This window comes from Kitasatospora sp. NPDC056327, assembly GCF_042261735.1.
In the GTDB taxonomy this organism is placed as follows: domain Bacteria; phylum Actinomycetota; class Actinomycetes; order Streptomycetales; family Streptomycetaceae; genus Kitasatospora.
On sequence record NZ_JBHJRC010000093.1, the window covers coordinates 1 to 13,806 of the forward strand.

14 protein-coding genes are annotated in these 13,806 nt (G+C 73.3%); 11 read left to right on the forward strand and 3 right to left on the reverse strand.

The features are described from left to right. Window positions 1-50: 50 nt before the first annotated feature. The 3 genes from ACFCX4_RS16065 to ACFCX4_RS16075 are packed head-to-tail and all read right to left on the reverse strand — an operon-like array spanning window position 51 to window position 2,444. A complete protein-coding gene (locus tag ACFCX4_RS16065) occupies window positions 51-458 on the reverse strand; it encodes a hypothetical protein (RefSeq protein WP_376142768.1) in 408 nt (135 codons plus the stop codon). Continuing rightward, window positions 455-1,189 (reverse strand): cupin domain-containing protein, encoded by a 735-nt coding sequence (locus ACFCX4_RS16070; protein WP_376142770.1) that lies wholly within the window; start codon window positions 1,187-1,189, stop codon window positions 455-457. The genes ACFCX4_RS16065 and ACFCX4_RS16070 overlap by 4 nt, the downstream gene beginning before the upstream one ends. Then, window positions 1,182-2,444: a sedoheptulose 7-phosphate cyclase gene (locus tag ACFCX4_RS16075; RefSeq protein WP_376142772.1), complete on the reverse strand. Its 1,263-nt coding sequence runs from the start codon at window positions 2,442-2,444 to the stop codon at window positions 1,182-1,184. The genes ACFCX4_RS16070 and ACFCX4_RS16075 overlap by 8 nt, the downstream gene beginning before the upstream one ends. 242 nt (window positions 2,445-2,686) lie before the next feature. Here ACFCX4_RS16075 and ACFCX4_RS16080 point away from each other — a divergent pair, with 242 nt between their 5' ends. The 11 genes from ACFCX4_RS16080 to ACFCX4_RS16130 all read left to right on the forward strand — a co-directional run bounded on the left by ACFCX4_RS16080 (window position 2,687) and on the right by ACFCX4_RS16130 (window position 13,762). Further along, window positions 2,687-4,099 carry a phosphoribosyltransferase family protein gene (locus ACFCX4_RS16080; protein ID WP_376142774.1) on the forward strand — a complete coding sequence of 471 codons (1,413 nt, stop codon included), beginning with the start codon at window positions 2,687-2,689 and terminating at the stop codon, window positions 4,097-4,099. A gap of 279 nt (window positions 4,100-4,378) precedes the next feature. After that, window positions 4,379-5,593, forward strand: coding sequence for a 4-hydroxyphenylpyruvate dioxygenase (hppD, locus tag ACFCX4_RS16085; RefSeq protein WP_376142776.1), 1,215 nt, complete (start codon window positions 4,379-4,381; stop codon window positions 5,591-5,593). A 137-nt stretch (window positions 5,594-5,730) separates the two neighbouring features. Further along, entirely contained in the window at window positions 5,731-6,930 is a 1,200-nt protein-coding gene (locus ACFCX4_RS16090; protein WP_376142778.1) for a homogentisate 1,2-dioxygenase, read from the forward strand. Continuing rightward, complete coding sequence (locus tag ACFCX4_RS16095) at window positions 6,927-7,781, forward strand: hypothetical protein (RefSeq protein WP_376142780.1); 855 nt, start codon at window positions 6,927-6,929, stop codon at window positions 7,779-7,781. The genes ACFCX4_RS16090 and ACFCX4_RS16095 overlap by 4 nt, the downstream gene beginning before the upstream one ends. After that, window positions 7,778-8,998, forward strand: a complete 1,221-nt coding sequence (gene fahA / locus ACFCX4_RS16100) for a fumarylacetoacetase (protein WP_376142782.1) — start codon at window positions 7,778-7,780, stop codon at window positions 8,996-8,998. Before ACFCX4_RS16095 ends, fahA begins: the two co-directional genes overlap by 4 nt. A gap of 259 nt (window positions 8,999-9,257) precedes the next feature. Beyond that, window positions 9,258-10,304, forward strand: coding sequence for an enoyl-CoA hydratase/isomerase family protein (locus tag ACFCX4_RS16105; RefSeq protein ID WP_376142784.1), 1,047 nt, complete (start codon window positions 9,258-9,260; stop codon window positions 10,302-10,304). Between the two features lie 141 nt (window positions 10,305-10,445). Further along, window positions 10,446-11,225 carry an enoyl-CoA hydratase gene (locus ACFCX4_RS16110; protein WP_376142786.1) on the forward strand — a complete coding sequence of 260 codons (780 nt, stop codon included), beginning with the start codon at window positions 10,446-10,448 and terminating at the stop codon, window positions 11,223-11,225. Window positions 11,226-11,470: 245 nt separating this feature from the next. Beyond that, window positions 11,471-11,782, forward strand: coding sequence for a hypothetical protein (locus ACFCX4_RS16115; protein WP_376142788.1), 312 nt, complete (start codon window positions 11,471-11,473; stop codon window positions 11,780-11,782). Next, on the forward strand, window positions 11,706-12,236 hold the full coding sequence (locus ACFCX4_RS16120) for a DUF6879 family protein (protein ID WP_376142790.1): 531 nt from the start codon (window positions 11,706-11,708) through the stop codon (window positions 12,234-12,236). The genes ACFCX4_RS16115 and ACFCX4_RS16120 overlap by 77 nt, the downstream gene beginning before the upstream one ends. Before the next feature lie 30 nt (window positions 12,237-12,266). After that, entirely contained in the window at window positions 12,267-13,115 is an 849-nt protein-coding gene (locus ACFCX4_RS16125; protein WP_376142791.1) for a Scr1 family TA system antitoxin-like transcriptional regulator, read from the forward strand. Window positions 13,116-13,252: 137 nt separating this feature from the next. After that, complete coding sequence (locus ACFCX4_RS16130) at window positions 13,253-13,762, forward strand: hypothetical protein (protein WP_376142793.1); 510 nt, start codon at window positions 13,253-13,255, stop codon at window positions 13,760-13,762. Window positions 13,763-13,806: the final 44 nt, after the last annotated feature.

The window sequence follows — 13,806 nt, forward strand, 5'->3', positions numbered from 1 at the left end:
GCTCCGGGGCGATCTCCCGGAGCCGGCCGCGGGCCGTCGTCCTACCGCCGTCAGCCCCCCGGCGCCGCGGGCCTCCCGAGGTCCGGCCGGCGCCCCGGCAGCGCGGCGCTCACCCGCCCGGGCAGGACGGTCAGGCAGAGCAGCTCCGCCCCGAGCGGCCCGCCGTGCAGGTGGACGGACTCGCCGCAGGGGGCGAGCAGCAGGGTGCCGCGGTCGAGCAGGCGCAGCGGGTGGTCGGGGCAGTCGAGCAGGGCGACCGGGCCGCGCAGCACGTACCAGGCCGCCTCGGTGGAACCGCGCCCGGCGAGGTCGTAGCAGACGCCGGGGCCGAGCCGGACGTGCTCGAAGGCCTCGCACTCGCTGTGCAGCATGCCCCGACGGGCCAGGCAGCGGGTACGGATCCGCTGGGCGCCGGGGCCGAGCAGCAGCCGGGGAGCGGCCGTTCCGGTGACGATCACGACCGCCCACCTCCGCCGGCCGGGCCGGGGCCGCCGCCGTCGAGCCGGAGTTCGGCGTGCACGTACGCGAGCCCGCCGGGGCCGGCCACCAGCTCGACGGCCGTCCCGTGCGGCAGGGTGAGCGCCGTCCCGGCGCGCAGCGGGGTCCGGACGTTCCCCGCCACCGCCCGGCCGCCTCCGCGGGCGACGAACACGGTGTGCTCGGTGCCGTCGGCCACCAGGAACTCCCGGCCGCCCCGGTCGAGTTCGACGTGCTGCAGCAGTCGCAGCGGGCCGCCGATCACGGCGGAGGGGTCCAGCGGCCCGGTGCGCCGCAGGTCGCGGACCACCGTGCTGCCGACGGCGCCGTCCGGGGCCGCCGGTCCGGCGGACGGCACGGCGGGCAGCTCGATGACGAACCACTCCAGCGGCCCGGCCCCGGTGTTGCGCAGCCCGTGCCGGGTACCGACGGCCGTCAGCACGGCGTCGCCCGCCCGGACGGCGTACGGGCGGCCGTCGAGGGTGATCTCCCCCTCGCCCGCGAGCAGCACGTACACCTCCCGGGTGCGGGTGTGCAGGTGCTCGCCACTGACACCACCCGCCGGGATCCGCGCCCACTCGACGGCCTCCCAGTCCCCGGCCAGTCCGGCGCGCAGGGCCAGACAGGTCCACTGGGTGACGCCGGCCGCGCCGTGCACCCCGTGGACGTCCGCCGGGGCGGCGGTGTGCGCCACCACGACCGCGCTACGCACCGGCCCCACTCCCCCGCAGCGCGCCCGTCGCGGCCGCCGGGGCGGCGACCGACCAGCCGCGCAGCCACCCGGCCGCGTCGGCGAGTTCGCCCGCGCCGAGGTCGTCCACGAAGACGCCGGAGCCGATGCCGGAGGGCAGCGGCAGGTGCTGCCGGCCGTCCCGGTGGCGGACGGTGTCGGCGAGCGCCTCGCCGAGCGTGACCGGCTCCACCAGCGGGTGCCAGACGGGCAGTTCGAGCCGACGCATGAGGCGCAGGATCCGCTCGGCCTGCTCCGCCCCGAGCAGACCGCGCCGCCGGGCGACCACGGTGGTGAGCGCCATGTCGACGCAGACCGCCTCGCCGTGCAGGAGTTCGGGCAGCGCGCGCATCTCGACCGTCGGACTGAACGAGTGCCCGTAGTCCATCAGGCGCTCCAGGCGGTGCTCCCAGAGGTTGGGCTGGAGCTCCTGGAGCATGCCGTGGACGGCGCGGCCGAGCACGGCGGCGCCGGCGCCGGGGGTCTGGAAGCGGGTGTCGAGCAGCGCGCGGCCGTGCCGTTCCAGCAGGACGAAGAGGTCCGCGTCCTTGACCAGCGCGACCTTGAGGATCTCGGCGAGACCGTTGCCGAGGTGGCGCCGTTCGAGGGTGGCGAGGAAGGCCGGGTCGAGCAGGGTGTCGACGGCGGGGTGGTAGGTGCCGAGGCGGTTCTTGTGCCGGCCGTGGTTGACGCCGGTCTTGGCGCCCACGCCCGCGTCGACCAGGCCGATCAGGGTGGTCGGGACCCGGACGAACGGCGTGGAGCGGCGGTAGAGGCTGCAGGCGAGGCCGACGACGTCGGTGAGCACGCCGCCGCCGACCGCCAGCACCGGCTCGCCGCGGCGGGAGATCCCGAAGGAGTCCATCCGGTCGGCGACCTGGAACACCGCGTCCATGGTCTTCACCTGCTCGTGGGCGAGCAGGACGTGCATCTCGTACTCGACGCCCTGCGCTTCGAGGTACTGGCGCAGCCGGAGGCCGTGCAGCTCGTGGACGCGGGCGTCGACCACCACGAGCCGGCGTCCGGGCGGGCCGCCGGCCCGGGCGAGCGCCGGGTTGCGCGGGTCCAGGACGCCGGGGACGAAGCGGACCCGGTAGCTGACGGGCAGGGCGGTGGCGACCGTCCAGGCCGCGGGGGCTCCGCTCGCCGGGTCACCGGTGGCGTGCAGGCCCGCGACGTGCGCGCCGGGGCGGCCGGCCTCGGCGGCGGGGTGCTGGTGGGGATGGGGGACGGACACGGGTCGGCTCCTTCGGCGGGCGGTCGGGGTGACCGGCCCGGCGGCGAGGGGCGGTCCGCCGGGCCGGTGCCACCACGCTCGCGCGCCCGCCGTCCCGGACGCACGGGCGGCCGGACCCATCCGCGTCCCGGTCCGGCCCGGGACCCGCCGGGACGGAGTGGGGACGGGGAGCGCGGGGGCGGGGCGGCGCCCCGGCGGCGTGACGGCCCGGCGACGTACCGTGGAACAGGGAGGCCGACACCATGCACCTCACCGGTACCCACTTCACCGACCGCACCGACGCGGGCCGCCGGCTGGCCGCACTGCTGGGCCGTCTGCGCGGGCCCGGCACGGTGGTCGTGGCCCTGCCGCGCGGGGGCGTCCCGGTGGCCGCCGAGGTGGCCGCCGCGCTGGGCGCGCCGCTGGACATCTGCGTGGTCCGCAAGCTGGGCGTCCCGTACCGGCCCGAGCTGGGGATGGGGGCGATAGGCGAGGACGGGGTGCGGGTGATCAACGACCGGGTGGTGCGGCCCGCCGGGGTGACCCCGGAGCAGCTGGCCGCCGTGGAGGCCAGGGAGCGGGCCGAGCTGGAGCGCCGGGCCCGCCGCTACCGGGGCGGGCGGGAGCCGGTGGACCTGCGCGGGCGGACGGTGGTCGTGGTCGACGACGGGATCGCCACCGGGTCGACGGCCCGGGCGGCCTGTCTGATCGTGCGGGCGCGCGGTGCGGCGCGGGTGGTGCTCGCGGTGCCGGTGGCGCCCCCGGAGTGGACGGAGCGGCTGGCCGGGGTCGCCGACGAGCTGGTCTGCGTGGGCACGCCGTCGCCGTTCTTCGCGATCGGCGAGTTCTACGCGGACTTCGCGCAGACCGGGGACGCGGAGGTGCTCCGGCACCTCGCCGGAGCCGCGAGCGCGGGCGGGGGCGCGGGCGGGGACGGGCGCGGGAAGGAGCCGGGCGACGAGCGCGGGAGCGGCGCCCCCGCCGGAACCGGGGCGGCGGCCACGACGACCGCCTCCGACCGGGAGCTCACCCTCACCGCCGCCGGGGTCCGCCTGACCGGGCGGCTGACCGTACCGGCCGGCGCCCGCGGCATCGTGGTGTTCGCCCACGGCAGCGGCAGCGGCCGGCACAGCCCGCGCAACCGCCGGGTGGCCGGGTTCCTGAACCGCGCCGGGCTGGCCACCTTCCTGTTCGACCTGCTCACCGGGGACGAGGAGGCGGACCGGCGCAACGTCTTCGACGTCGGCCTGCTGGGCGCCCGGCTGACCGGCGTCGCCCGGGCGCTGCCCGCCGAGTCGGCCCGGACGGCCGGCGGCCCGCCCCTGCCGCTCGGCCTGTTCGGCGCGAGCACCGGCGCCGCCGCCGCGCTGTGGGCGGCGGCCGGACTCGGCCCGGGCGTGGGCGCGGTGGTCTCCCGGGGCGGGCGGCCGGACCTCGCCGGGCCGGCGGCGCTGGCTGCCGTCCGCGCGCCCACCCTGCTGATCGTCGGCGGCCGGGACGGCGTGGTGATCGACCTGAACCGGCGGGCGCGCGACCGGCTGCGCTGCGAGAGTGAGCTCGCGGTGGTCCCGAACGCCGGGCACCTGTTCGAGGAACCGGGTGCGCTGGACCGGGTCGCCGAGCTGACCCGCGACTGGTTCCGCGACCGTCTCGCCCCGCCGGAGGCACCCTCCTGACCAGCGCGGAAGCCCAATGGGCCCGCCCGGGCAGCCCACCGGGGCCGTTACGCAGAACTCCTGGAACGCCCTCGATTCACCGAGCATTCTGCACAGCAGGAGCAGCGATTTCCTGATCACCTTGTACACATTGAACAGTGAAAACCCGACCTGTTGCCCAACCATCCGGACTGGAGCAAGCTCTCCGCTCAGCCGCCCGCATCCACCCCGTCCCCCTCGCGGTGCGGCCGCCTCAAGCGGATGCCTCAATGCCGAGGCCTCAATGTGGAGGAACGACCGATGACCCCGCAGTCCAACGCCCTTGAGCTGACCCCCGAGGAGCGCGAGGCCGGTCTCGACGCCGAGCAGCTCCGCCGCCTCGTCGGCCTCGTCGAGCACGACCCCGCCACCGACCCGTTCCCGGTCACCGCGCAGGACGCCGTCGTGTTCGTGGTCGGCAACGCCACCCAGACGGCCCAGTTCTACCAGGTCGTCTTCGGCATGGAGCTGGTCGCCTACTCCGGCCCGGAGACCGGCCGCCGCGACCGCAAGGCCTACGTGCTGCGCTCCGGCTCCTGCCGCTTCGTGATCAAGGGCGGCGTCTCCCCGGAGAGCCCGCTGCTGGACCACCACCGCCGCCACGGCGACGGCGTCGTCGACCTGGCCCTGGAGGTCCCGGACGTCGACAAGTGCATCGCGCACGCCCGCGCCCAGGGCGCCACCGTCCTGGAGGAGCCGAACGACGTCTCCGACGAGAACGGCACCGTGCGCCGCGCCGCGATCGCCACCTACGGCGAGACCCGCCACACCCTGGTCGACCGCTCCCGCTACACCGGCCCGTACCTGCCCGGCTACATCACCGCGCAGAGCAGGGTCCAGCACCCCGAGGGCTCCCCGCGCCGCCTGTTCCAGGCCCTGGACCACGCGGTCGGCAACGTCGAGCTCGGCAGGATGGACGAGTGGGTCGCCTTCTACAACCGGGTCATGGGCTTCGTGAACATGGCCGAGTTCGTCGGCGACGACATCGCCACCGACTACTCCGCGCTGATGTCCAAGGTCGTCGCCAGCGGCAACCACCGGGTGAAGTTCCCGCTCAACGAGCCGGCCATCGCCAAGAAGAAGTCGCAGATCGACGAGTACCTGGAGTTCTACACCGGCGCGGGCTGCCAGCACATGGCCCTGGCCACCAACGACATCCTCACCACCGTCGACGTGCTGCGCTCGCGCGGCGTCGAGTTCCTGAACACCCCCGACTCGTACTACGACGACCCCGCCCTGCGCGAGCGCATCGGCAAGGTCCGGGTGCCGATCGAGGAGCTGAAGAGCCGGGGCATCCTGGTCGACCGCGACGAGGACGGCTACCTGCTGCAGATCTTCACCAAGCCGATCGGCGACCGCCCGACCGTCTTCTACGAGTTCATCGAGCGGCATGGTTCGCTGGGCTTCGGGAAGGGCAACTTCAAGGCGCTCTTCCAGGCCATCGAGCGCGAGCAGGAGCGCCGCGGCAACCTCTGAGCCGGGCGGCCCCGGAGGCCGGGCGGTCTCCGGGGCCGACCGCGGCCACCGGGGCCCGACGGCCTCCGGGGCACGTGCTCACCGCTGAAGCCGCAGGAAGCTCTGGGCCACAGGAAGGCCCGGGAGGAGCAGGGACGATGGCGTACTACCGGCAGCTGGGCAGCATCCCGCCCAAGCGGCACACGCAGCACCGCACACCCGAAGGCGGGCTGTACTACGAGGAGTTGATGGGCGAGGAGGGGTTCTCCTCGGACTCCTCGCTGCTCTACCACCGGGGCATCCCGTCCGCCGTCGTGAACGCGGTGCCGTGGGAGCTGCCCGACCAGTCGACGGTGCCCAACCACCCCCTGCTCCCCCGCCACCTCAAGCTGCACGAGCTGTTCACGGACCAGGACTGGAAGTCCGCGGACGTCGTCGGCGGCCGCCGGCTCGTCCTCGGCAACTCCGACGTCCGGATCTCCTACGTCGCCGCCGGGGCCCCGAGCGAGCTGTACCGCAACGGCCTCGGCGACGAGTGCGTCTACGTGGAGTCCGGCAGCGCCACCCTGGAGTCGGTCTTCGGGTCCATCGAGGTCGGCCGGGGAGACTACGTGGTGATCCCGCGGGCCACCACCCACCGCTGGGTGCCGGCCGGCGACGAGCCGCTGCGCGCCTACTGCATCGAGGCGAACAGCCACATCACCCCCGTCAAGCGCTTCCTCTCCAAGTACGGCCAGCTGCTGGAGCACGCGCCGTACTGCGAGCGGGACCTGCGCGGCCCGGCCGGCCCGCTGCTGGCCGAGGGCACCGACGTGGACGTGCTGGTCAAGCACCGCGGCCCGAACGGCATCGCCGGCACCCGCTACACCGTGCCGCACCACCCGTTCGACGTGGTCGGCTGGGACGGCTGCCTGTACCCGTACGCCTTCAACATCCGCGACTACGAACCCATCACCGGCCGGATCCACCAGCCGCCGCCGGCCCACCAGGTGTTCGAGGGCAACGGGTTCGTGATCTGCAACTTCGTGCCCCGCAAGGTCGACTACCACCCGCTGTCGATCCCGGTGCCGTACTACCACGCCAACGTCGACAGCGACGAGGTCATGTTCTACTGCGGCGGCGACTACGCGGCCCGCAAGGGCTCCGGCATCGGCCAGGGCTCGATCTCGCTCCACCCGGGCGGCCACACCCACGGCCCGCAGCCGGGCGCCTACGAGCGCTCGATCGGCGTGGACTTCTTCGACGAGCTCGCGGTCATGGTGGACACCTTCCGCCCGCTGGAGCTGGGCGAGGGCGGCCGGGCGAGCGAGGACGGCAACTACGCCTGGACCTGGTCGGGCCGGGGGCCGCAGCAGTGAGCGGCTCCCCCGGGATCCCCCGGCTGTTCCAGGGCCTGTTCGACGACGCGGCCGTGTTCCCGCCCGGGAACCTGCCGGTCACCGAGGCGGTGCCCGCCCACCGCGCCCACCGCGCCGCCCGGTACGCCGACGCCGTCGGCCCGTTCCTCTGCGGAGCGGGCCGGCTGGACGAACTGGCGGCCGCCGCGCGCGACGGCGGCCCCCGCCTCCGGGTCGGGCTGGTGCTGCCGGGGGGCAGCGCCGAGCTCGGCCCGGCCCTGGCCGCCGCCGCGCCGTTCGAGGTGGCCGGCGTCGAACTCGCCACCCGGGACGCCGCCGAGGCGGTCGCCGCACTCGACCTGCTGCTGCCGCCCGAGGTGCCCGCCGCCGTCGAACTGCCCCGCGAACTGCTGCGCGGCGACGCCCTGGACGAGGTCCTGGACGTCCTGGTCGACAGCCCCTACCGGGCCAAGTTCCGCACCGGCGGCCTGGTCGCCGGCGCCTTCCCGGACGAGGACGAGCTGGCCGGCCTCCTCACCGGCTGCTCCCGCCGCGGCCTGCCCTACAAGTGCACGGCCGGCCTGCACAACGCCGTCCGGCACACCGACCCGGTCACCGGCTTCGAGCACCACGGCTTCCTGAACGTCCTGCTGGCCGCCCAGGAGACCGACCGCCGGACCGCCGCCGAGGTGCTCGCCGAGCGCTCCGGCGAGACGCTCGCCAAGGCCGTCCTCGCCCTGAGCGGGCATCAGGTGACCGTGATCCGCAACTCGTTCACCGCGTTCGGCACCTGTAGCATCGCCGAACCCCTGGACGACCTGGCCGCCCTCGGCCTGCTGTCGCCCGCCCTCACGTCCCAGGAGGACCGTTGACCACCGCCCGCAGCTGGTTCGCCCCCGCGAACGACTCGCCGTTCGGCGTGCACAACCTGCCGTACGGCGTCTTCACGGCCGGCGACCGGCCCGGGCAGCGGCGGATCGGCGTACGCGTCGGCGACTCCGTCCTGGACGCCGGCGCCGCCGCCCGCGCCGCCGGAACGCCCTCCGCCCTGCTCGACGCGGACTCGCTCAACCCGCTGCTGGCCGCCGGCCGCCCGGCCTGGACCGAGGTGCGCGCCTCGCTCACCCGCCTGCTGACCGAGGAGTCCCACCGGGACGCCGTCACCCCGCTGCTGCTGCCGCTCGCCGAGGTGGAACTGCACCTGCCGTTCGAGGTCGCCGACTACGTCGACTTCTACGCCTCCGAGCACCACGCCACCAACCTGGGCAAGCTGTTCCGCCCCGGCACGGAGCCGCTGACGCCCAACTGGAAGCACCTGCCGATCGGCTACCACGGCCGCTCCGGCACCGTGGTGGTCTCCGGCACCCCGGTCGTCCGCCCGCACGGACAGCGCAAGGCGCCCACCGACGCGGCGCCGTCCTTCGGGCCGACCCGCCGGCTGGACATCGAGGCCGAGGTCGGCTTCGTCGTCGGCGCGCCCTCCGCGCTCGGCGAGCCGGTCGCCCTGGACCGCTTCCGCGAGCACGTGTTCGGCGTCTGCCTGGTCAACGACTGGACCGCGCGCGACATCCAGGCCTGGGAGTACGTGCCGCTCGGCCCCTTCCTCGGCAAGTCCTTCATCACCTCGCTCTCGCCGTGGATCGTGCCGCTGGACGCCCTGGAGAGCGCCCGGGTCACCCCGCCGGCCCGCGACGTCGAGCCGCTCCCCTACCTCGACGACCGCGGCGGTGAACCGTGGGGCCTGGACCTCTCCCTGGAGGTCCGGCTGAACGGCCACACCGTCTCCCGTCCGCCGTTCGCCTCCATGTACTGGACGGCCGCACAGCAGCTCACCCACATGACCGTCAACGGCGCCTCGCTGCGTACCGGCGACCTCTTCGCCTCCGGCACGGTCAGCGGTCCCGAGGTGGAGAGCCGCGGCGCGCTGATCGAGCTCACCTGGAACGGGGAGAACGCGCTCAAGCTCCCGGACGGCTCGACCCGCACCTACCTGGAGGACGGCGACGAGGTGACCATCACGGCCACCGCCCCCGGCCCGGAGGGCACCGTCGTCGGCTTCGGCGAGGTCACCGGCCGCGTCGCGCCGTAGCAACGCCCCGAACCACCTTTCCCCCGCCGGACGAAGGGCGGCCCCGGTCACCACCGGAGCCGCCCTTCGTGCTCCCCGGCCGGTCCCGGTTCCTCGGCGGGGGTCCGGCTCGGGCTCGGGCTCGGGCTCGGGCTCCGAGGGTGACCGGGGCCACCGCCGTTCGTGCTTGCGGCCGTGCCCCGGGCCGCCGGTACGGTGACGGCGGGGTCCCGGAGCACGGCCCGGCGACGACGGACACGACAGGACGGGAGTGGGGACGATGGCTGACGAGGTGCGGACGTCGGTGGACGGCGGGGTCGGGCGGATCGTGCTCGACCGGCCGCGGGCGCTCAACTCGCTGACCCGCGACATGGTCGTGGCGATGCAGGCGGCGCTGGAGGAGTGGGCCGGCGACGACGCGGTGCGGGCCGTGCTGCTGACCGGTGCCGGGGAGCGCGGCCTGTGCGCGGGCGGCGACATCCGCACCATGCACGACGACGCCAGGGCGGGCGGCGCAGGGACGCGCGCGTTCTTCCGTGACGAGTACCGGCTGAACGCGCTGGTCTCCCGCTACCCGAAGCCCTACGTCGCCGTGATGGACGGCATCACCATGGGCGGCGGCGTCGGCGTCTCCGCCCACGGGTCGGTGCGGATCGTCACCGAGCGCTCGGTGGTGGCCATGCCGGAGACCCGGATCGGCCTGGTCCCGGACGTCGGCGGGACGTGGCTGCTGTCGCGCGCGCCCGGCGAACTGGGCACCCACCTCGGGCTGACCGCCGCCTCGATGACCGCCGGGGACGCGCTGCTGTGCGGCTTCGCCGACCACTTCGTGCCGTCCGAGCGGCTGCCGCGCCTGCTGGCGGAACTGCCCGCGCGGCTCACCGGCGCGCCGGCCGCCGAGGTGGTCGCCCGGTACGCCGAGGAGGCCCCGGCCGCGCCGCTCGCCGGGCAGCGCGAGTGGATCGACGACTGCTACGCCGCCGGCTCCGTGGAGGAGATCGCCGCGCGCCTGGTGGCGAGCGGCGTGCCGGCGGCCAAGCAGGCCGCCGAGGAGCTGGCCGAGCGCTCGCCCACGATGCTCAAGGTGACCCTGGCCGCCCTGCGCCGGGCCCGTGCGCACGGCTCGCTGGAGGAGAGCCTCACCCAGGAGTACCGGGTGTCCTGCGCGGCGCTGGCCCACCACGACCTGGTCGAGGGCATCCGCGCGCAGGTCGTCGACAAGGACCGCGACCCGCACTGGTCGCCGTCGGCGCTCGCCGGGGTCGACGAGGCGGCGGTGGCGGCCTTCTTCGAACCGCCGGCCGACGGTGACCTCCGGCTCGGGTGACCCGGTGAACGGGTGACGACCGTCTCGCGGACCGAGACTGGCGCGCGACCGGCCGGGTCGGAGATCGTTGGGTCGTCAGGGCCCGCCCCGGGCGGCGCCGAACAGCGGAACGTCCAGCACTGGAACAGGGAGTCGACGGCGATGACCGAGACCTACGAGACCATCCTGGTGGAGCGCAAGGGCCGGGTCGGCCTGATCACGCTCAACCGGCCGGAGGCGCTCAACGCGCTCAACACCCGGCTGATGAACGAGGTCGTGGCCGCGGCCACCGCGTTCGACCGGGACCCGGAGATCGGCGCCCTGGTGATCACCGGCTCGGAGAAGGCCTTCGCGGCGGGCGCCGACATCAAGGAGATGCAGGGCAACCGCTTCCCCGACGTCTACCTGGACGACTGGCTGGGCCCCTGGGACCGGCTCGGCGAGCTGCGCAAGCCCGTCGTCGCGGCGGTGGCCGGCTTCGCCCTCGGCGGCGGCTGCGAACTGGCGATGCTCTGCGACATCCTGCTCGCCGCCGACACCGCCAAGTTCGGCCAGCCGGAGATCAAGCTCGGCGTGATCCCGGGCATCGGCGGCTCGCAGCGGCTGACCCGCGCGGTCGGCAAGGCCAAGGCCATGGATCTCTGTCTGACCGGCCGGATGATGGGCGCCGAGGAGGCCGAGCGGGCCGGCCTGGTCTCCCGCGTCGTCCCCGCCGACCAGCTCCTCGCCGAGGCGCTGGCCACGGCGGAGAAGGTCGCCGCGATGTCCACCCCGGCGGCGATCATGCTGAAGGAGAGCGTCAACCGCGCCTTCGAGACCACCCTCGCCGAGGGCGTCCGCTTCGAACGCCGCCTCTTCCACGCCGCCTTCGCCACCGCCGACCAGAAGGAGGGCATGGCCGCCTTCGCCGAGAAGCGCCCGCCCGAGTTCAAGCACCGCTGAGACCCGGCCCCCCGGCCCGGCCCTCCCCCCACCCACCCCGCAGGGAGCGCCGGGCCGGACCACGGGTGAATCGCGACCTCCGGCCCGGCCCCTGCTCCCCCGTCGAGATCCTGTTCCCCTCCGAGGTCCGACCGGCAGTCCGCTGGAGGGCGAAACGCCTGACAGAACCACCGATGAGGCTGGATGCTGATAGCCGTCGACTCCAAGTACCGGCATGCGCAAGCTACCTGACAGGAGAGATGGCTATGGCTCTGGAGTTCTTCGGGATCGACCCCGAGACCAACGAGGAGGGCTCGCCCACGGTCTGGGCGGACATGATTCGACGTCGACTCGTGATCCAGAGCGATACCGTCACGGCAACCCAGCTTGCAGAGATCGGCGAAACCCAGTGGGTCGCCGGCCACAAGCCCGGTGTTCCTGCCCACGAGTCCGTGATCAGTATTCCCGAGCGAATGATCCCCTTCATAAGGAAGGCCTGCGATGCAATCGAACGTGCCGGACTTCAGGACCCTGCTCCGGGAAGCGAAGAAATCGGCCGTGCACCTGGAGATGCGTGATCAGTACAGCGTCGCCGACGAGACCGACCAGTTCGCCGCCTGGAAGGCCGGGCACCGGTACTCCGTGGAAGACCGGGCCGAGTGGTGGCACCCGTTCCATGACTTCGTGGCGGAGACCATCGCCCGTGGCGTGACCGTCCGACGTGCCCGTATCGTGTCGGAGCCGGTCACCGAGTACATCCGCTACGAGCACTCCCACACGTTCACCAACATCGCGGCCGGCGAGCAGATCCGATGGCTCCCCCGGAGTCGGGCACTGGATCTCGCCCTGCCCGGCTCCGACTTCTGGCTGTTCGACAGCCGGATCGTGCGGTTCAATCTGTTCACCGGCGACGGCGCGTGGGCCGATCCCCGGACCGTGGTGACGGAGGAGCCGGCCACCGCGGAACTCTGCGCAAAGGCATTCGAGGCCGTGTGGGGGCGAGCCGTGCCCCACGAGGACTTCGAGGTCTGAGTCAGCCCGTCGCCACCAGGTGGACAGCAGATGCCATCGCCGCTCTCATCCAGCGTAGTCGCAGCACGGAAGGCCATCGCCGATCAACTGGCCGAGATCCGCAAGGACGCCGGTCTCAGCGGGGACGAGCTTTCCGGCCTGTGCGGCTGGCACCCGGCCAAAACCTCACGCATCCAGTCGTGCAAGTCCGCTGCGTCGGAGGACGACATCAGGGCCTGGTGCCTCGCCTGTGGAGCCACTGACCGGATTCCCGACCTCATCGCCGCCTCCCGCGCCGCCGACTCCATGTATCACGAGTGGAGACGCCGGAACGCCTCCGGCATGAGGCTCGCTCAGGAGAAGGCCCTCAGCGACTACCAACACACGCGCCTCTTCCGGATCTACGTCTCGAACGTGCTGCCCGGCTTCTTCCAGACAGCCGCGTACGCAACAGCACTCATCCAGTCGGTCACGGACTTCCAGGGCACTCCGAACGACGTCGCAGCGGCTGTGCCGGCTCGTCTGGCCCGAGCACGCCTCATGTACTCGGGGAAGCACCGGTTCGCTGTCCTGATCGAGGAGTGGGTGTTGCGAACCAGGATCGGCAGCGCGGCGGACATGACCGCTCAGCTCGACCACCTGCTCACCCTGATGTCACTGCCGTCCGTCTCCGTCGGAATCATTCCGACCGGTTGTTTCCGCACCATCTGGCCGCTTGAAGCCTTCTACCTCTTCGATGACCGGCGAGTGGCGGTGGAGACCCTGACTGCCAAGATCAACGTACTCCGGCCCAGGGAGATCACGGACTACATCAGGGCCTTCGCAGGTCTTTCCGGAATGGCCGTGTACGGGGCGACCGCCCGGGCCCTGGTCACCGACGCCGCTGACTCTTTGGAGTGACCTCGCGCAATCAGGTGCAACTTCGTTGAGGCCGCCGCGGTCGTCCCTCTACGGTCTGTCACATGCCTCGTCGGCGTGCCGCGTCCGACGGACGCGGCACGCGAGGCAGTGCGCCACCGCGAAGGAAGGAACGAACCATGTCCGTTGTGCTGGAAGCGCCCACGGAATCCGTGTTCCGCGACCCCCGCGCACTCCTCAACTCCGTTCGGCCGTACGTCAGGGAGCTGACGTACAACGTCTTCGAGGGCCCCGGAAACACCGGCGACCTCTACGGCCGGGAGCTCGCGCTCCTGCTCCGGGACAACACCATGGTCCGCAACATGGCCGAGCGGATCCTGGACAACGCCATCGCCTACACGATCACCGCCATGGAACACCCGGAGGTCCACCTGGGAGTCGGCAGGATCGTGGACATCGGCGTCCACCAGCTCCTGCTGGACACGCCCGTGTACTTCGCCATCTGCGAGACGTACAACGCCGGTCGCTACAAGCACCATGCCCCGCTGATCCGACGACGTGGTGACGGCATCGTGATCCGAACCGCCGACTTCCTGCGCCGGAACGGGTTCGACGCCGACGAGGAGCTGTGGGCGACCGACGGGGCGGAGTGCTCCCCGTGCGACTCGAAGGTCCCCGACAGCCACTGACCGGACCATGAGCCCCCGCCCACGAACCGTGAGCGGGGGCTGCC

What these genes read in the sequence shown, in the direction of transcription:
- ACFCX4_RS16115 (WP_376142788.1), top strand. Translation starts at nt 11,471, where the DNA reads ATGGCTCTGGAGTTCTTCGGGATCGACCCCGAGACCAACGAGGAGGGC.
- ACFCX4_RS16120 (WP_376142790.1), top strand. Translation starts at nt 11,706, where the DNA reads ATGCAATCGAACGTGCCGGACTTCAGGACCCTGCTCCGGGAAGCGAAG.
- ACFCX4_RS16110 (WP_376142786.1), top strand. Translation starts at nt 10,446, where the DNA reads ATGACCGAGACCTACGAGACCATCCTGGTGGAGCGCAAGGGCCGGGTC.
- ACFCX4_RS16125 (WP_376142791.1), top strand. Translation starts at nt 12,267, where the DNA reads ATGCCATCGCCGCTCTCATCCAGCGTAGTCGCAGCACGGAAGGCCATC.
- ACFCX4_RS16090 (WP_376142778.1), top strand. Translation starts at nt 5,731, where the DNA reads ATGGCGTACTACCGGCAGCTGGGCAGCATCCCGCCCAAGCGGCACACG.
- hppD (WP_376142776.1), top strand. Translation starts at nt 4,379, where the DNA reads ATGACCCCGCAGTCCAACGCCCTTGAGCTGACCCCCGAGGAGCGCGAG.
- ACFCX4_RS16130 (WP_376142793.1), top strand. Translation starts at nt 13,253, where the DNA reads ATGTCCGTTGTGCTGGAAGCGCCCACGGAATCCGTGTTCCGCGACCCC.
- ACFCX4_RS16105 (WP_376142784.1), top strand. Translation starts at nt 9,258, where the DNA reads ATGGCTGACGAGGTGCGGACGTCGGTGGACGGCGGGGTCGGGCGGATC.
- ACFCX4_RS16080 (WP_376142774.1), top strand. Translation starts at nt 2,687, where the DNA reads ATGCACCTCACCGGTACCCACTTCACCGACCGCACCGACGCGGGCCGC.